Source organism: Salidesulfovibrio onnuriiensis (genome assembly GCF_008001235.1).
Lineage (GTDB): Bacteria > Desulfobacterota > Desulfovibrionia > Desulfovibrionales > Desulfovibrionaceae > Pseudodesulfovibrio > Pseudodesulfovibrio onnuriiensis.
In genome coordinates, this window is sequence record NZ_CP040751.1 from 1,945,717 (window position 1) to 1,964,109 (window position 18,393).

At 60.9% G+C, this 18,393-nt stretch carries 20 protein-coding genes; 19 read left to right on the forward strand and 1 reads right to left on the reverse strand.

Annotation, left to right across the window (positions count from 1 at the left end; genetic code table 11):
• The first annotated feature begins 19 nt into the window (after nucleotides 1-19).
• The 18 genes from FGL65_RS08780 to hisA all read left to right on the forward strand — a co-directional run bounded on the left by FGL65_RS08780 (nucleotide 20) and on the right by hisA (nucleotide 16,559).
• Nucleotides 20-1,921, forward strand: coding sequence for a heme lyase CcmF/NrfE family subunit (locus FGL65_RS08780; RefSeq protein ID WP_147820843.1), 1,902 nt, complete (start codon nucleotides 20-22; stop codon nucleotides 1,919-1,921).
• Nucleotides 1,911-2,579, forward strand: a complete 669-nt coding sequence (locus tag FGL65_RS08785; protein WP_147820844.1) for an ABC transporter ATP-binding protein — start codon at nucleotides 1,911-1,913, stop codon at nucleotides 2,577-2,579. The genes FGL65_RS08780 and FGL65_RS08785 overlap by 11 nt, the downstream gene beginning before the upstream one ends.
• Nucleotides 2,573-3,250 carry a heme exporter protein CcmB gene (locus FGL65_RS08790; RefSeq protein WP_147820845.1) on the forward strand — a complete coding sequence of 226 codons (678 nt, stop codon included), beginning with the start codon at nucleotides 2,573-2,575 and terminating at the stop codon, nucleotides 3,248-3,250. The genes FGL65_RS08785 and FGL65_RS08790 overlap by 7 nt, the downstream gene beginning before the upstream one ends.
• A 10-nt stretch (nucleotides 3,251-3,260) precedes the next feature.
• Nucleotides 3,261-3,926 carry a cytochrome c biogenesis protein gene (locus tag FGL65_RS08795; protein WP_147820846.1) on the forward strand — a complete coding sequence of 222 codons (666 nt, stop codon included), beginning with the start codon at nucleotides 3,261-3,263 and terminating at the stop codon, nucleotides 3,924-3,926.
• 34 nt (nucleotides 3,927-3,960) lie between these two features.
• Nucleotides 3,961-4,107, forward strand: a complete 147-nt coding sequence (locus FGL65_RS08800) for a CcmD family protein (RefSeq protein WP_147820847.1) — start codon at nucleotides 3,961-3,963, stop codon at nucleotides 4,105-4,107.
• Nucleotides 4,097-4,678: a tetratricopeptide repeat protein gene (locus FGL65_RS08805; protein WP_147820848.1), complete on the forward strand. Its 582-nt coding sequence runs from the start codon at nucleotides 4,097-4,099 to the stop codon at nucleotides 4,676-4,678. Before FGL65_RS08800 ends, FGL65_RS08805 begins: the two co-directional genes overlap by 11 nt.
• A gap of 183 nt (nucleotides 4,679-4,861) precedes the next feature.
• Nucleotides 4,862-6,004 carry a branched-chain amino acid ABC transporter substrate-binding protein gene (locus FGL65_RS08810; RefSeq protein ID WP_187170330.1) on the forward strand — a complete coding sequence of 381 codons (1,143 nt, stop codon included), beginning with the start codon at nucleotides 4,862-4,864 and terminating at the stop codon, nucleotides 6,002-6,004.
• Nucleotides 6,005-6,085: 81 nt separating this feature from the next.
• Nucleotides 6,086-6,988: a branched-chain amino acid ABC transporter permease gene (locus tag FGL65_RS08815; protein ID WP_147820849.1), complete on the forward strand. Its 903-nt coding sequence runs from the start codon at nucleotides 6,086-6,088 to the stop codon at nucleotides 6,986-6,988.
• A gap of 111 nt (nucleotides 6,989-7,099) precedes the next feature.
• Entirely contained in the window at nucleotides 7,100-8,335 is a 1,236-nt protein-coding gene (locus FGL65_RS08820) for an ABC transporter permease subunit (RefSeq protein ID WP_431830894.1), read from the forward strand.
• Nucleotides 8,328-9,119, forward strand: coding sequence for an ABC transporter ATP-binding protein (locus FGL65_RS08825; RefSeq protein ID WP_147820850.1), 792 nt, complete (start codon nucleotides 8,328-8,330; stop codon nucleotides 9,117-9,119). The genes FGL65_RS08820 and FGL65_RS08825 overlap by 8 nt, the downstream gene beginning before the upstream one ends.
• Before the next feature lies 1 nt (nucleotide 9,120).
• On the forward strand, nucleotides 9,121-9,828 hold the full coding sequence (locus FGL65_RS08830; protein WP_147822708.1) for an ABC transporter ATP-binding protein: 708 nt from the start codon (nucleotides 9,121-9,123) through the stop codon (nucleotides 9,826-9,828).
• Between the two features lie 68 nt (nucleotides 9,829-9,896).
• On the forward strand, nucleotides 9,897-11,354 hold the full coding sequence (gene guaB / locus FGL65_RS08835; protein ID WP_147820851.1) for an IMP dehydrogenase: 1,458 nt from the start codon (nucleotides 9,897-9,899) through the stop codon (nucleotides 11,352-11,354).
• Nucleotides 11,355-11,396: 42 nt separating this feature from the next.
• On the forward strand, nucleotides 11,397-12,944 hold the full coding sequence (guaA, locus tag FGL65_RS08840) for a glutamine-hydrolyzing GMP synthase (RefSeq protein WP_147820852.1): 1,548 nt from the start codon (nucleotides 11,397-11,399) through the stop codon (nucleotides 12,942-12,944).
• Nucleotides 12,945-12,972: 28 nt separating this feature from the next.
• On the forward strand, nucleotides 12,973-13,338 hold the full coding sequence (gene tatB / locus FGL65_RS08845) for a Sec-independent protein translocase protein TatB (RefSeq protein ID WP_147820853.1): 366 nt from the start codon (nucleotides 12,973-12,975) through the stop codon (nucleotides 13,336-13,338).
• Nucleotides 13,335-14,495 carry a twin-arginine translocase subunit TatC gene (gene tatC, locus FGL65_RS08850; RefSeq protein ID WP_147820854.1) on the forward strand — a complete coding sequence of 387 codons (1,161 nt, stop codon included), beginning with the start codon at nucleotides 13,335-13,337 and terminating at the stop codon, nucleotides 14,493-14,495. Before tatB ends, tatC begins: the two co-directional genes overlap by 4 nt.
• Nucleotides 14,496-14,587: 92 nt before the next feature.
• Complete coding sequence (hisB, locus tag FGL65_RS08855; protein ID WP_147820855.1) at nucleotides 14,588-15,175, forward strand: imidazoleglycerol-phosphate dehydratase HisB; 588 nt, start codon at nucleotides 14,588-14,590, stop codon at nucleotides 15,173-15,175.
• On the forward strand, nucleotides 15,175-15,831 hold the full coding sequence (locus tag FGL65_RS08860) for a hypothetical protein (protein WP_147820856.1): 657 nt from the start codon (nucleotides 15,175-15,177) through the stop codon (nucleotides 15,829-15,831). The genes hisB and FGL65_RS08860 overlap by 1 nt, the downstream gene beginning before the upstream one ends.
• Nucleotides 15,828-16,559: a 1-(5-phosphoribosyl)-5-[(5-phosphoribosylamino)methylideneamino]imidazole-4-carboxamide isomerase gene (gene hisA, locus FGL65_RS08865; protein WP_147820857.1), complete on the forward strand. Its 732-nt coding sequence runs from the start codon at nucleotides 15,828-15,830 to the stop codon at nucleotides 16,557-16,559. The genes FGL65_RS08860 and hisA overlap by 4 nt, the downstream gene beginning before the upstream one ends.
• Nucleotides 16,560-16,742: 183 nt before the next feature.
• On the opposite strand, the gene FGL65_RS08870 is transcribed toward hisA, so the two are convergent.
• Nucleotides 16,743-17,498: a glycosyltransferase family 2 protein gene (locus FGL65_RS08870; protein WP_147820858.1), complete on the reverse strand. Its 756-nt coding sequence runs from the start codon at nucleotides 17,496-17,498 to the stop codon at nucleotides 16,743-16,745.
• Nucleotides 17,499-17,618: 120 nt separating this feature from the next.
• Here FGL65_RS08870 and FGL65_RS08875 point away from each other — a divergent pair, with 120 nt between their 5' ends.
• Nucleotides 17,619-18,320, forward strand: coding sequence for a substrate-binding periplasmic protein (locus tag FGL65_RS08875; protein ID WP_147820859.1), 702 nt, complete (start codon nucleotides 17,619-17,621; stop codon nucleotides 18,318-18,320).
• Nucleotides 18,321-18,393: the final 73 nt, after the last annotated feature.

The following is an 18,393-nucleotide window of genomic DNA, read 5'->3' on the forward strand; positions in this document are numbered from 1 at the left end:
TTCTCTTACAGGAGCTTGCATGCAGTTGACCGCCTACATAGGGCTTCTTTTTGCGCTACTCGTCAGCATTTTCACCGCGGGAGCCGCCGCCTGGGCGGCCTGGAAGGACCGCGAGGACCTCAAGCCGCTGGTGGAGTACGGCAACATCGCCACGGCCCTGGGCGTGGTCTTTTCCTCCCTGATCCTGCTTATGGCCCTTGCCGCGCGCAACTATTCCTTCCTGTACGTCTACGAGCAGGTGGACAACACCCTGAGCTTCGTCTACACGCTCACCGCCTTCTGGGGCGGCCGCGAAGGCTCCCTGCTGTTCTGGGAACTGGTTATCGCGTTGGGCGGGGTGGTCTATCTCTATTCCCCCAGCTACAAGGCCCTGGGAGGACGCACCAAGCTTTATTTTTGGGCCGTGTTCATGACCGTCCAGGCCTATTTCCTGCTTCTGCTCACGGGCTGGAGCAACCCGTTCATAACCCTTTCTCCCGCGCCAGCGGACGGCCGGGGCCTGAATCCGCTGCTTCGCAACCCGGGCATGATCTTCCATCCGCCCCTGCTGTTCATGGGCTTTGCCGGATACACCATCCCCGCGGCCTGCGCCGTGGCGGCCAGCATCGCGGGCGAGGAAAAGTCCTGGGTGAAGCTGACCCGCAACTGGAACATCCTGGCCTGGGTCTTTCTCACCGCGGGCATCGTGCTCGGCGGCTGGTGGTCCTACATGGAACTGGGCTGGGGCGGTTACTGGGCCTGGGACCCGGTGGAAAACGCCTCCCTGATTCCCTGGTTCGCGGGCACGGCCTTCATGCACACGGCCGTCATCGAGCAGCGCCGTGGCGCACTGCAGCGCTCCAATGTCTTTCTCATGTGCCTGACCTTCCTGCTGTGCATCTTCAGTACCTACCTGACGCGCAGCGGGGTCATCGAGTCCCTGCACACCTTCGGCGAATCCCCGGTATCCCTTCCCTTGGTGCTGGGCATGGCCGCCTGGCTGGGCCTTGCCCTGGTGGGAACCTTCATGGGCGAGCAGCACGTGAAGCGCTCCCTGAGCGACTTCATGAGCCGCCAGGGCATGCTGGTGGCCTCGGCCTGGTTCTTCCTGGCCCTGGGCTTCGTGGTCACCCTGGGCACCATGTGGCCCGTGGTCAGCAAGCTGTGGAGCACCGAGTCCGTCGGGCTCGGGCCGGACTTCTACAACCGCGTCTGTCTGCCGTTCCTGAGTCTGCTGGTGCTCGTTTTCGCCTTTTGTCCCTGGCTGGGCTGGCGCGGAGGCATCCGCAATACCCGGGGAATGGTCATTGCCCTGGCCGTGTTCCTGGGAAGCGGCGGCTCTTTCGCTCTCATGGGCGTCACCCAGCCCGTGGCCCTGCTGGGCGCTTCCTCGGCCATTGCCGCCTGCTGCACCATCGCCATGCTGTTTTTCTTTTATCCGGGCATGCGCACCAGTCTCCTGTCCTGGGGGCAGTACGGCATCCATCTGGGCGTGGCCTTCCTGGCCCTGGGCATTGCCTTTTCCGGTCCCTATAAGACCGAGCGGGAAGTGCTCCTGGCCGAGGGCGAGACCGTGCAGCTGGAGGAATATGTCCTGAAGTTTACCGAGGCCCGGCAGGACGCCACCCCGGAATTCCGGGCCCGGCTCACCGGGACCCTGGAGGTCAGCCGCGACGGCGAGATCCTGGGCGTGCTGCATCCGGAAAAGCGCATCTACCGCAATTTTCCGCGCCAGCAGTTTGCCGAGGTCTCGGTCATCCCGAGCCTGGGGGACGAGATCTATGCAACCGTGCTGGGCATTGACGAGGGCGGCAAGGTCAGCTTCAAGATCAGCGTCAACCCGCTGGTGAACTGGATCTGGATCGGCGGCACGTTCATGTGCGTGTTCGGCTTCCTGCTGCTGCGGCGGCATCGCGAGGTGTTGGAGCCCAATGACCGCTAGTCCCGAGACGCTTCTGGCCGTTCGCAAGGTGGCCAAGTTCTTCGGTTCCAAGCTGGTGTTCAAGGACGTCAGCTGCGAGGTGGAGGCGGGCGAGGTGCTGCTCGTTGCCGGACCCAACGGCGCGGGCAAGTCCACGCTCATGAAGATCATGGCCGGGCTGTCGCGCCCCGACGCGGGCGAGGTCGGCCTGCATCTGGAACCCGAGCGGGTCGCCTATCTCGGGCACTCCACCTTTGTGTATCCCGGCATGAGCGCCCGGGCCAACCTGGCCTTCTGGGCGGGCATGTACGGCCTGAAACCCGTGCGGGAAGAGCTGGACGCCATGCTGGAGCGCGTGGGCCTGCTTCGCGCCGCAGAGGAAAAGGCGGGCGGTTTTTCCCGGGGCATGGCCCAGCGCCTGAACCTGGCCCGCATCTACCTGGTGCGGCCCCGGCTCATTTTCCTGGACGAGCCGGGAACGGGCCTGGACGTGAAGTCCCTGGCCACCCTGCGCCGGGAGATCAACGAATTTCGCAGCCAGGGCATTGCCGTGGTCTGGATCAGCCATCACTTGCTGGAGGATGTGGGCATGGCGGACAGGGTGCTTTCCCTGGGCGGCCGCCGCGTGGACTATTACGGCCCGGCCTCCGGGTTCGACGCGGGGAGCCTGGCATGTTGAGACGCGCCGCACTGATCACCGCCAAGGACCTGAAACTCTCGGTTTCCGGGGGGCAGGGGCTGGTGCAGGCCGTGCTGCTGGGCCTGCTGCTCATCTTTCTGTTCAGCCTTTCCAAGCCCCTGGGCGGGGTCATTTCGGCCCAGGCCGCCGGGGCCATCTTCTGGCTGTCCTCGGCCTTCGGGCTGGTGTTGGTCTTCAACGACCTCTTCAGCCTGGAGGAAGCCAACGGGGCGCGGCTGGGCCTGCTTTCCTCGCCCGTGCCCGTGCATTCCGTGTGGGTCGGCAAGGGCGTGGCCGGGCTCTGCCTGCTGCTGGTGACCCAGATCGTCTTTTTTCCCGCCACCATCGCCTTTCTGGGGCAGGCCGTGAACGGGCCGTTCTGGCTCATGGTCTGCGCCGTGCTGCTGGGCGATGTGGGGCTGGTTGTGCTGGGTGCGCTGCTGGGGGCGCTTTCCCAGGGGCAGGGAGCCCGCGAATCCCTGCTTTCGGTAATCATTTTTCCCTTGCTGCTGCCCGTGCTGCTGGGCGGCATCACCCTGTTCGGCATGGCCTTCTCCGGGGAGGACGTGGCCGAGGCGGGCAAGTGGCTGGGCGTCATGGGCGCCTTTGACGGCGTTTTTGCCGGGGCGGGGCTGATCCTGTTTCCGTTCGTATACAGCGGCGAAGAGTAGGAGCGAAGTAATGGACAAGGCGAAACTGCTGGCCGCACTGGCCGCACCGGCGCTCATCTTCCACCAGTGGATGATCTGGTTTTATGCGCCCGTGGCCCAGTCCGGCCCGGTTCAGAAGATATTCTACATGCATCTGCCGTGCTCGTGGTGGGCGCTGGTCAGCTTTTTCATCGTCTTCGGGGCCAGCGGGCTGTATCTGATCACCCGCGACGGCAAGTACGACCGTATTGCCGGAGCCTCGGCCGAGCTGGGCGTGCTTCTGGCCACCCTGGCCCTGGGCACCGGATCCACCTGGGCAAGGGCCGAGTGGGGCTACTGGTGGCTCTGGGATCCCAAGCTGACCACCACGCTCATCATGTGGTACGTCTATGCGGGCTACCTGGTGCTGCGGGCCTCGCCCGTGGGCGGCGGACGCAAGGCCCTCATCTGCGCCGTGCTCGGCGTGGTGGCCTTCCTGGACGTGCCCCTGGTCTTTTTCGCGGCAAAGCTCTGGGGCAGCGCGCACCCGGACGGCGTGGCCCGGCAGGGCAGCGGCATGATCGCGCCTATGTGGCATACGTTTTTCATGGGGCTGGGTGCCTTCGGCCTGCTCTGGGGCGGCATGCTCCTGGCCAGGGTGAGGCAGGTTTCCCAGCGCGCACGGCTCGACGCCCTGCTGGTCTGGGACGAGCAATAACCAAACGCATTTAACCGCAACACGGAGAACATCCATGTCAGCGACCACATATCTGTTCATCGCCAACTGTGTCATCTGGCTCGGACTGGCCGGATACGTCGTTTTTCTCGCGGGCCGTTCCAAGGCCCTGGACCGGCGTATCAGGCAACTGGAACTGCTGGGGGACGACAATGGCAACTAGCGTCAATCTTGCGGGGCGCAAGCTCCTGCTCGCGGGTGTCTTTCTCTGTCTGGCGGCCATGTTCGCCACGTCCGTGGCCTACAGGGTGAACCATCCTGAGCTGGTCAAGCAGTTCCGTCCCAAGCAGACGGCTCCCCAGGGCATGCAGGGCATGGGCATGGGGGCCATCCGGGACATGATGGCCAAGGCCGAGGCAGAACCGGAAAACGTGGACAACCTCATGAGCCTGAGCAACGCCTTTCTCATGATGCAAGCCTGGGACCGCGCCCTGGTCTTCCTGGACAAGGCTCGGGTCCTGGAGCCGGATAACGTCGTGATCCTCCAGAGTATGGGCATCTGCTATTTCCGCAAGCAGCAGTATGAGCACGCCGTGGAAACCTATGAACGAATTCTGGAGCTGGAGAGCGGCAACGCCCTGGCCCATTACAACCTCGGTGTTGTCTTCAAGCATTTTCTCAACGATCCTGAAAGCGCCGCCACGCATTTCAGGGCCGTGGTGGATCTGCCCCACGGGGACGAGGAAATGAAGAAGCAGGCAAGGGGGGAACTCAAAGAACTTGGAAAGTTGTAAGTGGTTGAAATCGTAAGCCCCCGTCAGAGCTGCGATTGTTGACATGCTTGGTAAAATCTCTAAAATGCTAAGCTTCCGCCACATGTTCTTTTACACTAGGTATTGAAGTGCCCGTTTAGCGGGGGGCGAATGCGTCGCACCCGGCTTGAACCATTGGTAACTCTAAGATGAGGAGAGGAAAGAATGAGAGGGAAACTGAGTTTTGCGCTGGTTGCGTTCGCACTCATGGGGTTGCTGCTCGCTGGTTGCGGCGGCGAAGAGAAAAAGGAAGCTGAAGCTCCCGCCAAGAAGCTGATTCTCGGCGTTGCCGGCGCCCACAGCGGCGACCTGGCTTCCTATGGTCTTCCGTCCGTCAACGCTGCCAAGCTTGTCGCTGCCGACATCAACGCCAAGGGCGGCGTGCTCGGCATGCAGGTGGAAGTGGTCTCCCAGGACGACCAGTGCAAGCCTGAAATGGCCACCAACGCAGCCACCAAGCTGCTGTCCGACGACGTGAAGATCGTCCTCGGCCACATCTGCTCGGGCGCAACCAAAGCCGCGCTTGAAATTTACCGGGACGGCAAGGTCGTTTGCATGTCCCCCTCCGCCACCAACCCGCCCCTGACCCAGAGCGGCGACTATCCCAACTTCTTCCGCACCATCGCATCCGACGATGCGCAGGCCATGCTGGAAGTGGAATTCGCCAAGAAGATGGGTTTGAAGAAGCTGGCCGTGATCCACGACAAGGGTGACTACGGCAAGGGCTTCGCCACCTTCTGCAAGCAGTTCCTCGAAGAGGACTCCGGCATGGAAGTGGTCCTGTTCGAAGGCGTCACCCCCGGCGCAGTGGACTACTCCGCAGTGGTTCAGAAGATCAAGAACTCCGGTGCTGAAGGCGTCATCTACGGCGGCTACCATCCCGAAGCTTCCAAGATCATCACCACCATGCGCAAGAAGGGCATTGACATTCCGTTCCTTTCCGACGACGGCGTGAAGGACGACACCTTCATCAAGGTCGCCGGCGAATATGCCGAAGGCGTCTACGCCACCGGTCCCCGCGACATCTCCGCGAATCCGCTTTACTCCGTGGCCGAGGAAGCCCACAAGAAGGAATTCGGCTCTGATCCGGGCGCCTTCTTCTTCCAGGCCTACGCAGCCGCCCAGGCCCTGCTGAACGCAGTGGAAAAGGCCGGCGGCACCGACTACGACAAGATCGTGGAAGCCCTGCGTACCCAGTACGTGGAAACCCCGCTCGGCAAGATCAAGTTCGACGAACGTGGTGACGCCGAAGGCGTTGGCTTCTCCGTGTACCAGGTCAAGAACGGCCAGTACGTGGAACTCAAGTAGGATAAACGGAACACGCATTCCCATAGGGGGCGGGCACAGGCCCGCCCCCTGATCGCGTCTAGAAGGCATATAGGAATACTGATGGAATATTTCCTTGAACTACTATTCGGGGGTCTTACCCGCGGAAGTATCTACGCCCTGATCGCCCTCGGCTACACCATGGTCTACGGCATCATCGAGCTGATCAACTTCGCGCACGGCGAGATCTACATGATCGGTGCATTCACCGGCCTCATCGTGGCCGGCGTGCTTGGCGCTCTCGGGTTCCCGGGCAGCGCCATTCTTGTCTTCGCCATCGTGGCCGCCGTCATCTATTCGGCCGCCTACGGCTACACCATTGAAAAGATCGCCTACAAGCCTCTGCGCGGCGCAGCGCGTCTTTCTCCGCTGATCTCCGCCATCGGCATGTCGATCTTCCTGCAGAACTACGTCATGCTGGCCCAGACCTCCGACTTCTTGCCGTTCCCGAGCCTGCTTCCCGAGCTTGGTTTCGTGAAGCACTTCAACGGCATTGTCGGCAGCTCCGACTTCATCATCATCGTGACGACGGCGCTTGTCTGCATCGGGCTGACCCTGTTCATCAAGTACACGAAAATGGGCAAGGCCATGCGCGCCACGGCCCAGAACCGCAAGATGGCCCTGCTTGTCGGCATCAACGTGGATACCGTCATCTCGGCCACCTTCGTCATCGGCTCCAGCCTGGCTGCCGTGGGCGGGGTGCTCATCGCCTCGCACATCGGGCAGATCAACTACTACATCGGCTTCATCGCCGGTCTCAAGGCGTTCACCGCCGCAGTTCTCGGCGGCATCGGGTCCATCCCCGGCGCAATGCTGGGCGGCCTGGTGCTCGGCCTCACGGAGGCCTATGCCACGGGCTACGTGTCTTCGGACTACGAGGATGTGTTTGCCTTTGCCCTGCTGGTCCTGATTCTGATCTTCAGGCCGTCGGGCATCATGGGCAAGGAGAAGATTCAAAAAGTGTAAATAATTGCGGCTGGTTCGCTTTGGCCGCATAGCATAGATTTCAAGGAACACAACGTGAGCAACGTGACAAAAGCAGATCCGGGCGCGGCACAAGGCCCCTTGGCGTTCTTCCTGACCGCCGGGTGCGACAGCTTCGCCGAGTCACTGAAGAAGTCCGTCCTTGCAAGCCTGTGGTTCATCTTCCTGACGTTCCCCATTATGGTCATCAGGGTTGATACCATCAACAAGACCATTGATTGGCGATGGATGAACATGGCTTACATCGGCATAGCAACCTTCCTGCTTTCCTTTGTCTGGCGCTGGGCGCTGACGCGCAAGGAGATCAAGAAGGATGAATCCACCAGGGAAAACATCTCGGAAAGGCTGCTGAACCAGGTCAGCGCCAATGCCTATTCCAAATACGGCCTGCTGGCCCTGTTCGCCGCGGGCGCGGTGGTCTTCCCGCATCTGGTGGGCATGTACCAGACCAACATTATGATCTCCTGCCTCATCTACATCGTGCTCGGCCTCGGCCTGAACATGGTTGTGGGTATCGCGGGGCTGCTGCACCTGGGCTACGTGGCCTTCTACGCGGTGGGCGCGTATTCCTACGCCCTGTTGAACATGCACTACGGCATTGGTTTCTGGACCGCGCTGCCCATCGGTGCGGTGTTCGGCGTGGTCTTCGCCGTGCTGCTGGGCCTTCCGGTCCTGCGGCTGCGCGGCGACTACCTGGCCATCGTCACCCTGGGCTTCGGCGAGATCGTTCGCCTGGTTCTGGAAAACTGGGGCGACGTGACCATGGGACCCAGCGGCATCTCGGGCATCGACCGCCCGGGCTTCTTCGGCGTCAAGTTCGGGGTCATGGACTCCATCACCTACGCCTACTACATCATGCTGGCCCTGCTGATCTTCACCATCTTCGTCATCAACCGGCTGCAGAATTCCCGGTTGGGCAGGGCGCTGCTGGCCCTGCGCGAGGACGAGATCGCCAGCCAGGCCATGGGCATCGACCGCACCAAGGCCAAGCTCCTGGCATTTGCCCTGGGCTCCTGCTGGGCCGGTCTGGCGGGCGTGGTCTTCGCGGCCAAGACGACCTTCATCAACCCGGCCAGCTTCACCTTCTGGGAATCGGCCATTGTCCTGTCCGTGGTGGTCATCGGCGGCATGGGCTCCATCCGCGGGGTCATCGCCGGTGCGCTCATCCTGATCCTCATGCCCGAATACCTGCGGGCGTTCTCGGAATTCAGGATGCTCGTCTTCGGGGCAACCATGGTTCTGGTCATGGTCTTCAGGCCGCAGGGCCTGATTCGCGCCAAGCGCAAGATCTATACATATGTGAAGCGGGAGGGCGCGACCAATGAGTAATCCCGTACTGCAAGTCAACGACATCAGCATGGATTTCGGGGGCATCCGCGCCCTGGACGATATCCAGCTGGAAGTGCGCCAGGGCGAGATCGCGGCCCTGATCGGCCCCAACGGCGCGGGCAAGACCACCTTCTTCAACTGCATCACCGGCATCTACAACCCCACCACCGGGGACGTGCTGGTTTCGCCGGGAGGAGGGGAGACCAGGCGCATCAACGGCATGAAGCCCAACCTGGTCACCGAGCTGGGCATGGCCCGCACCTTCCAGAACATTCGCCTGTTTCCGTCCATGACCGTTCTGGAGAACGTCATGATCGGCACGCACTGCCGCACCCAGGCCGGCCTGTGGGGTGCCGTGACCCGCAACCGGGCCACGCGCAAGGAAGAGGCGGATACCATCGAGAAGAGCTTCCACCTGCTGGAGCTTATGCATCTGGACCAGTACAGCAACGAGCTGGCCTGCAACCTGCCCTACGGCAAGCAGCGCCGGCTGGAGATCGCCCGCGCCCTGGCCACGGACCCGTTCCTGCTGCTGCTGGACGAGCCCGCCGCGGGCATGAACCCGCAGGAAACCATGGATCTCAAGGAGCTGGTCATGGACATCCGCGACCGCTTCAAGATCTCCATCCTGCTTATCGAGCACGACATGAAGATGGTCATGAGCACCTCGGACCGCGTGTTCGTCCTTGAATACGGCCGCCTCATCGCCCACGGCACTCCCAAGGAGGTCAGCGAGAATCCGGCGGTTATCAAGGCGTATCTCGGGGAGGACGAAGATGTCTAGAATGCTCGAACTGAAAAACGTCGACACCTATTACGGCAATATCCAGGCCCTGTACGACGTGAGCCTGCATATCGACCACGGCGAGATCATCACCTTGATCGGCGCCAACGGCGCGGGCAAGTCCACCACGCTGATGACCATCTGCGGGCTGCTCAAGCCCCTCAGGGGCGATGTCCTCTTCGAGGAGTATTCCATCCTCGGGCAGAGCACCAACAAGATCGTCGCCTCGGGCATCTGCCAGGTGCCGGAAGGACGGCTCATCTTCCCGGAGCTCACGGTCCGCGAGAATCTGGACATGGGTGCGTTCCTGCGCAACGACAAGGACGGCATCGCCCACGACATGGACTACTGCTACGAGCTGTTCCCCATCCTGGCGGAGCGGCGCAACCAGCCCGGCGGCAACCTCTCGGGCGGAGAGCAGCAGATGCTGGCCATTGCCAGGGCCCTCATGGCCCGGCCCAGGCTGCTGCTGCTGGACGAGCCATCCATGGGCCTGGCTCCGCTTGTTGTTAAGCAAATATTCGATATTGTTGAAAAAATTAACAAAGAATCGGGAACCACCATTTTTCTTGTTGAACAAAACGCCAACCTTGCGTTAAAGATCGGCCACCGAGGTTACGTGATGGAAAACGGAAAAATAGTGCTTACCGACTCATGCGAGACGCTTCTCGCGAACGAGGATGTAAAGCGCGCATACCTCGGGCTTTAACGAGCGAAGAATGGCCGGACGAAAGTCCGGCCTTAATCTTATATAAGCCCCTAAATCGGGAGGAACTCATGGAAAAGATTCTCGAAAAGGCCCTGACGTTTGACGATGTCCTCCTTTTGCCCGCGTATTCGGAAGTGTTGCCCGACACAGTCGATACATCCACCTACCTGACCCCCGGTCTCAAGCTCAATATCCCGCTCATCTCCGCAGCCATGGACACGGTGACCGAAGCCCGCATGGCCATCGCCATGGCCCGCCACGGCGGCGCCGGCGTCGTTCACAAGAACCTGTCCGTTCGCGAGCAGGTCCGCGAGGTGGACCGGGTCAAGAAGTCCGAGTCCGGCATGATCCACGATCCCATCACCGTGCATCCGGACGACACCCTGAGCAAGGTGCTGGACATCATGGAGGAATACCGCATTTCCGGCCTGCCCGTCGTGCGCGGGGAACACCTTGTCGGCATCATCACCAACCGCGACATCCGTTTTGTCACCGACCGCGAGACCAAGGTTTCCGAACTCATGACCAGCCGCGACCTGGTCACGGTCCCCGAAGGAATTTCCAACGAGGAAGCCAAGCAGAAGCTGCACCAGAACCGCATCGAAAAGCTTCTGGTGGTGGATGACGACAACAAGCTCAAGGGTCTCATCACCATCAAGGACATCAACAAGGTCAAGAAGTATCCCAATGCGGTCAAGGACGGCTTCGGCCGTCTCATCTGCGGCGCGGCCGTGGGCGTGGGCAAGGACTGCGAAGCCCGCGCCGAAGCCTTGCTGCGCGCCGGGGCAGACTTCCTGGTGCTCGATTCCGCACACGGCCATTCCAGGAACATTCTGGACGCCGTGCGCGACCTGCGCGCCGCCTTCCCGGAATGCCAGATCATCGGCGGCAACATCGCCACCTACGAAGGGGCCAAGGCCCTCATCGAGGCGGGCGTGGACACGGTCAAGGTGGGCATCGGCCCCGGCTCCATCTGCACCACCCGCGTGGTGGCCGGCGTGGGCGTGCCCCAGATCACGGCCATCATGGAGGCCGTGCGCGCGGCTCGCGAGGCCGACAAGTGCATCATCGCGGACGGCGGCATCAAGTATTCCGGCGACGTGGTCAAGGCCTTGTCCGTGGGCGCCAACTCCTGCATGATGGGCTCGCTCCTGGCCGGGACCGAGGAAAGCCCGGGCGAAACCATCCTGTACCAGGGCCGCACCTACAAGACCTACCGCGGCATGGGCTCCATCGACGCCATGAAGCAGGGCAGCTCGGACCGCTACTTCCAGGAAAAATCCAAGAAGCTGGTGCCCGAGGGCATCGTCGGCCGGGTGCCGTACCGCGGCCCGGTGGGTGAATCCATCTACCAGCTCATCGGCGGCCTGCGCTCCGGCATGGGCTACACCGGCTGCGGTTCCCTCGAGGAGCTTCGCGAGAAGTCCCAGATGGTGCAGATCTCGCCCGCCGGCCTGCGCGAATCCCACGTGCACGACGTGACCATTACCAAGGAGTCCCCCAACTATCGGGTTGAAGGGGCTTAATCCACCGAGTATATTACCGCTCGTAAAAACGGAGATATATACATGCTCAACCAAGACAAAGTCATTATCCTGGACTTCGGTTCCCAGTTCACCCAGCTTATTGCGCGGCGTATCCGCGAGGCCGGGGTGTACTCCGAAATCCATCCCTGCAACGTGGACCCCGAAAAGGTGAAGGCCCTGAATCCGCAGGCCCTGATCCTCTCCGGCGGTCCTTCCAGCGTGCTGGAGGGCGGCTGTCCGGATCTGCACCCCGACTACATGAGCTGGGGCCTGCCCACCCTGGGCATCTGCTACGGCATGCAGCTGCTGGCCCACACCATGGGCGGCAAGGTGGTCTCCTCGCAGGACCGCGAATACGGCCGCGCCGAGTTTACGGCCATGAACGACTGCCCACTCTTCGACGGCATCGAGAACAAGGAAAATCTCACGGTCTGGATGTCCCACGGCGACCGGGTGGAAGCCATTCCCCCGGGATTCGAGCGCATGGGCAAGACCGAATCCATTGAATTCGGCGCAATGGGCAACCGGGAAAAGAAGATCTACGCCCTCCAGTTCCATCCGGAAGTGGCCCATACCGACCAGGGCGCGCAGATCATCAACAATTTCCTGTTCAAGGTTGCCGACCTCAAGCCTTCCTGGTCCATGTCCTCCTTTGTGGAGACCTGCATCGAGGGCCTCAAGGCGCAGGTGGGCGACGACAAGGTGGTGCTGGGCCTCTCCGGCGGCATCGACTCCACCGTGGCCGCAGTGCTGCTGCACAAGGCCATCGGCAGGAACCTCCACTGCATCTTCGTGGACAACGGCCTGCTGCGCATGGGCGAGCGCGAGGAAGTCATCGGTTTCCTGGCTGAACACTTCGACCTCAACGTCAAGGTTGTGGACGCGGCCGACGAATTCCTGGGCAAGCTCAAGGGCGTCAAGGACCCCGAGCAGAAGCGTAAGATCATCGGCTACACCTTCATCGAGGTCTTCGACCGCGAGGCCAAGGCCATCGATGGCGTGAAGTTCCTGGGCCAGGGTACCCTGTACCCGGACGTCATCGAGTCCGAATCCTTCAAGGGCCCCTCCGCCGTGATCAAGAGCCATCACAACGTGGGCGGCCTGCCCGAGAAGATGAACCTCAAGCTGGTGGAGCCGCTGCGCGAACTGTTCAAGGACGAAGTGCGCCGCGCCGCCTACGAGCTGGGCCTTCCCGAGCACATCATCTGGCGGCATCCGTTCCCGGGGCCGGGCCTTTCCATCCGCGTTATCGGCGAGATCACCGAGGAGCGTCTGGAAATCCTGCGCCTTGCCGACCGCATCGTTCAGAACGAACTTATTGCCTCGGACTGGTATCGTAAGGTATGGCAAGGGTTCGCCGTGCTGCTTCCGCTGAAGACCGTTGGCGTCATGGGTGACGACCGCACCTACGAGAACGTCATCGCCCTTCGCATCGTGGACAGCATCGACGCCATGACTGCGGACTGGACCCGCATGCCTTCCGAAGTGCTGGCCCGTATGTCCAACCGCATCATCAACGAGGTCAAGGGTGTCAACCGCGTGGTTCTGGATATCTCTTCCAAGCCGCCGAGCACCATCGAGTGGGAATAGGCTCTAATCTGACTGACAAGGAAGAATCATGTTTGGAATAGGCGGACCCGAACTGCTTATCATCGTCGTTGTGGCCCTGATCGTTATCGGCCCCTCCAAGCTGCCCCAGATGATGCGCAGCATGGGCAAGGGACTGGCCGAGTTCAAGCGCATGAGCAACGATGTCAAGAGCACGCTGGACCACGAGATCCAGCAGGCCGAATCCGAGACGCGCAAACAGGAAGCCGAGCAGGCCCTGGCCGAGAAAAAGGCCCGGGAAGCTGTCGAGGCGGAGCAGGCACTGGCCGAAAAGAGGGCCAGGGAAGCCGCCGAGGCTGAAAAAGCGCAGACGGCCGATGCAGGCGCCGCCGCCGAACCCGAGCCTGCCAAGGACGAAAGCAAGGAGTCCGCATGAGCTCCGACAAGGATCTGAGACCCGATCCTGAAGAGCGGGAGCGGGAGGAACTATCCGAGGCTTCGTCCGAGCAAGCAGATAACGGGACCGGGGGAAACCCCGGTCCCGATTCCGATGTGGATGATCCGAGTCTGGATCAATCCCTGCCCGACGAATCCCTGCCCTCCGAATCCTCCGCCACGGAAGAGGGCGCTGCCGCGTCCGACGCCGACGGCGATACGGACGGGGAAGGGGAGGAGGAAGGCGCGGCCAACATGAGCCTTCTCGACCACCTGGGCGAGCTGCGCACCCGGCTGGTGCGCTGCTTTATCGCCGTGGCCGTGGGCATGGTGGCCAGCTACGGCTTTGCCGAGCAGATGTTCGACATCCTCATGAAGCCCATGAAGGAAGTGCTCAAGAAGCACGCCGCCAGCCAGATGGTCCTACCCGACGATTTCTTCGTCAACCTGCAGCAGTCCCTGGCCCAGGCCCTGCAGAACACGGACTTCAAGTATTACGACCAGCTGGGCATCTTCGTGGATACCCTCAAGGAATCCCTGGGCCCCCTGGCCATGAGCGGCCACTTCCAGTACACGTATCCGGCCGAGGCCTTTTTCGCGCACATCAAGATTTCCATCGTGGCGGGCATCTTCCTCATGAGCCCGTATCTGTTCGCCCAGCTCTGGGGATTCATCGCCCCGGGCCTGTACGAGCACGAGCGCAAGTGGATCGTGCCCATGGCCGTGATCTCCGCGTTTTTCTTTACCGCCGGGGCCCTGTTCGGCTATTTCGTCGTCTTCCCGTTCGGGTTCGATTTCTTTGCCAGCTTCGCCTCCTCGGATATCGCGTTCACGCCCAAGCTCAACGAGTACCTGAGCTTCTGCCTCAAGCTGCTCTTTGCCTTCGGCATCGTCTTCGAGCTGCCTTTGTTCATCTTTTTCCTGGCCCGTCTGGGGCTGGTCACTTCCAAGGGGCTACGCCAGAAGCGCAAGTACGCAATTCTGCTGTCCTTCGTGACCGCGGCGATCCTGACGCCGCCCGATCCGTTTACCCAGTGCCTCATGGCCGGGCCGTTGATCATCCTGTATGAACTCGGCGTCTGGGTGGCCTTTGCCTTCGGCAAGAAGAAAAAGGAACCCGAGCCGGATACGGAAGGCGAAGCCGGGCAGGAAGCGTAAGATCAGACCGGGTGTGAATGCGATTTCCAGTGTTCGTACCCGGTTTTCTTTTCTAGAGTTTTCCTATATTGTCCCCGAAAAAGGAGAATGCGGTGAGTACTCGGCAAGCATCCGTGGTCCGCAAGACCAATGAAACGGACATCGAACTGAAGCTGACCCTGGACGGGGAAGGCAGGAACGACATCAGCACGGGTGTCGGCTTTGCCGATCACATGCTCGACCTCATGTGCTTCTGGGGCGGGTTCGACCTTTCGCTCAAATGCAAGGGCGACCTGCATATCGATAGCCACCACACCCTGGAGGACGTGGCCCTGTGCCTGGGGCAGGCCTTTTCCGAGGCTCTGGGCGACCGCAAGGGGATCGTCCGCGTGGGGAACGCCAAGGTTCCCATGGACGAAGCCCTGGCCGAAGTGGTCGTGGACCTTTCCGGAAGGCCGTATCTGGTTTATGATGACGGCCTGCTGCCTGCGGTCATCGCGGGCGACGAAAAGGATATCTGGCGTGAATTTTTGAAATCTTTCGCATACAAAGCTGCCATGAACCTGCACGTAAACTTTGAATACGGCCTCAATGGCCACCATCTGCTGGAAGCCGCGTTCAAGGCCCTGGGCATGGCCCTGAGCGCCGCCGTTCGCATCGGCCGCAAGGGTGTTTCCAGCACCAAAGGGAGTCTCGACTGATGAAACGATTTTTCCATTTCGCTTCCCTGGCCGCCCTGGCCCTGTGCTTGTTCCTGCTGGCCGGTTGCGGCACGCCCAGGCCCCAGGCCACTGCGCCGCGTCCCGAAGGGACCCTGGCCATCGCCGGGTTCACCAATCCGACCAATTCCTGGCAGCTTCTGGCCGGTTATGTGCCCAAGGAAGGGGCCAAACCTCTGAGCCAGGAAATCCTTCTCCGTCTGGACGGCACCCTGCAGGATACCCTGAACGCCCACGGCGTGGTGGGGTACAAGCCTGCGGCCATCACCCGCCAGTGCCAGGATATCGTGGTCTTCGAGGAAGTGGGCGTGCCCCGCATGTCCGCGTTTAAGTACTGGCTGGGCGTGGGCAAGTGCATGGCCGTGGAATACCTGCTGGTACCCCAGGTCATTGAATGGGACGAACGTCAGGGCGGCGACATGGGCGTGGAAGCCCCGGCCGCCGTGGTGCTCGATTTCTTCCTCATCAACGTCAAGGATGAAACCATGATCCGGGCGCATTTCTCGGAAACCCAGGAATCGCTCACGGAAAACATCTTCAAGGCCAAGTCCTTCTTCAAGCGGGGCGGCAAGTGGGTCACCGCTCATGAACTGGCCTCTGAAGGCATTGACCAGAAACTCACGGAACTCGGATTATGATTCTTTTCCCCGCTGTTGACATCAAGGGGGGCCAGTGCGTCCGGCTTGCCCAGGGCAAGGAGGACGAGGTCACGGTTTTTTCCGACGACCCGGTCGGTCCCGCCCTGGAATGGGCCGCAAAAGGCTGCCGCTATCTGCACGTGGTGGACCTGGACGGCGCCTTTTCCGGCAAGCCCAAGAACTATGAATTGATCAAGCGCATTTGCTCGGAGATCGACATCCCCGTGCAGCTGGGCGGCGGCATTCGCGATATCGAGACGGCCAAGGCCTACATCGAGGCGGGCGTGACCCGGCTGATTATCGGCACCATGGCCCTGGAGGATCCCGAACTCTTTGCCGAACTGTGCCGGGCCATTCCCGGCCGGATCGGCGTGTCCCTGGATGCCGTGGACGGCGCGCTCAAGACCAAGGGCTGGGTAGAGGATTCCGGGCTCATGATCGAGGACGTGCTGCCGCGCATGGAAGAAAACGGCGTGTCCTTCATCGTGTATACGGACATTGCCCGCGACGGCATGCAGACCGGCGTGAACCTCGAAGCCCTTGAGCGCCTCTGCTCCCTGACCAGCATTCCGATTATCGCCGCGGGCGGGGTGCATACCATTGCGGACATCAAGAATCTCTATCCGCTCTCAAAAAAGGGGCTGGAAGGGGCCATTTCAGGCCGCGCCATCTATACCGGCACTTTGGATGTAAAAGAGGCCAACGACTGGATAGACGCGCAGGAATAACGGCTGTCCATAAACGCACGATTGCTTTGTTGCTGCAAAGAAGCCAGCTCCTCACGTATTGTTTATACGCTGCGGGCTGGCTTCTTTTTGCGCCGTGCACTCGCACATTTCTGAGCAGCCTTTTAAGTGAAACAAAAAAGGCAGCATTTATTGCTGTTTCAGGTTACTCCGCGTGAAGGGGAACTACCTTCCCCAGTCTCCTTTTTCGTCGACCCGGATGTATTTCTGGAAGGTGTAATAGAAGCCCGCCAGGGCGTTGCAGAAGCCTGCCAGGCCGTCCAGGAAGCCGAGCTTGAGGAAATACAGCTTGATGAAGCGCATTTTCGCGTGCGCCAGGGCGCGCAAAACGCCGCCTTTACGCCCCTTGTTTCGCAGGTCCTTTGCCCCTTCCTCGGCATAGTAGTTGATCTTGTTCATGTGCTCGAAGAAGGAATTGTAGGGATAGTGCAGGATGTCGCCGGAAAGTTTACGGGTATCGCCGAGCGGTTCGAAGTGGTAATGCGCGCCGCTGGCCGTGACCTTCATCTTGCCGTTTCTGAACACGCGGAAGAGATGATCCGGGTACCAGCCCGAATGTTTCATGAAGCGGTTGAAGTAGAAAGAGGACCTGGGCGTGTAGTACCCGGCCGTTTTTTCGTCCAAGGAAATGGCGGATATGATGTTCTCGCGCAGCTCGTCCGTGAGGATTTCATCCTGATCCAGGCTCACTATCCAGTCGGTCTTGATCTCGTTCAGGGCGAATTCGAACTGCTTGACCGGGCCGGGCCAGGGGCGGATGGCCACCTTTGCTCCGCATTTTTCCGCGATCTCCACGGTCCGGTCCGTGCTTTGGGAATCCACCACGAACAGCTCGTCGCAGAAATCCAGGGACCTGAGGCAGTCCTCAAGCCAGCGTTCTCCATTATATGTCAGCACCAGGCCGGTGACGGTTTGGCTCATGTGTGTTCCTCTCGGGTTGAAATCCGCGCGAATCTTACATGGAACGTCTGCACAGGTCCAATGGTGAATATCATGGCCTCCTGTTGCGGGAAACGGTAGTTTTGGCGTAGGGGAAATCCTATGAGAATACCTCGAGTGCTGCTGGTCGCGTTTTTTTTGCTCTTGCTCGTCCCGGTGCGGTCCCTGGCCGCCGGGCAGGTGCTTGTCTGCGGCATCGACGACGAGCCCTTTGGGCCGGGACCGGTGAAGGTGCTGCGGGAGGCATACGCCGCGCTGGGCTACAACCTGGCGATACGCCGGCTGCCCAATGCCCGCAGTGTGGAGGAAGCCAATGCAGGCCGGTGCGACGGCGAGCTGGGCCGTGTCAGCGGCATTTCGGACAAGTTCCCCAACCTGATCATGGTGGATGTGCCCATCTACCAGATAGAGCTCGTGGCGGTCTCCATGCGCAGGGATTGGGATATCCGCACCTGGAAGGACCTTGGCGGCAAGTGTGTTGCCCATCTGTCAGGAACCGTCATCATCGAAAAGAATTTGCCCGAGGACATGGAGCACGAGATAAAGGTGCAGTCGGTTGCAAAGGCCTTGACGCTGCTTGAGGAAGGAAGGGCGGACGTTGTGGTCACCACACGCGGGCACCTGAAAAAGATACTTTCCGACATGAATTTTCATGGGCTTGTGGTTCATGAACCGTCCCTGGAGCAGGTCTGTATTTACCACTATCTGCACAAGAAGGATCGCGCCCTGGTCAGGAAATTGGAGGCTGTTTTGCGAAAAATGCAGCAACAGGGGCGTATTTCTTCGATTCTTGGCGAAAACTGACCCGAATTCACTGGACCTTCCCGCCTGAACAAGGTACCTCGTCTTCGTTTCAGGAATTGCATCAAACAAGGGG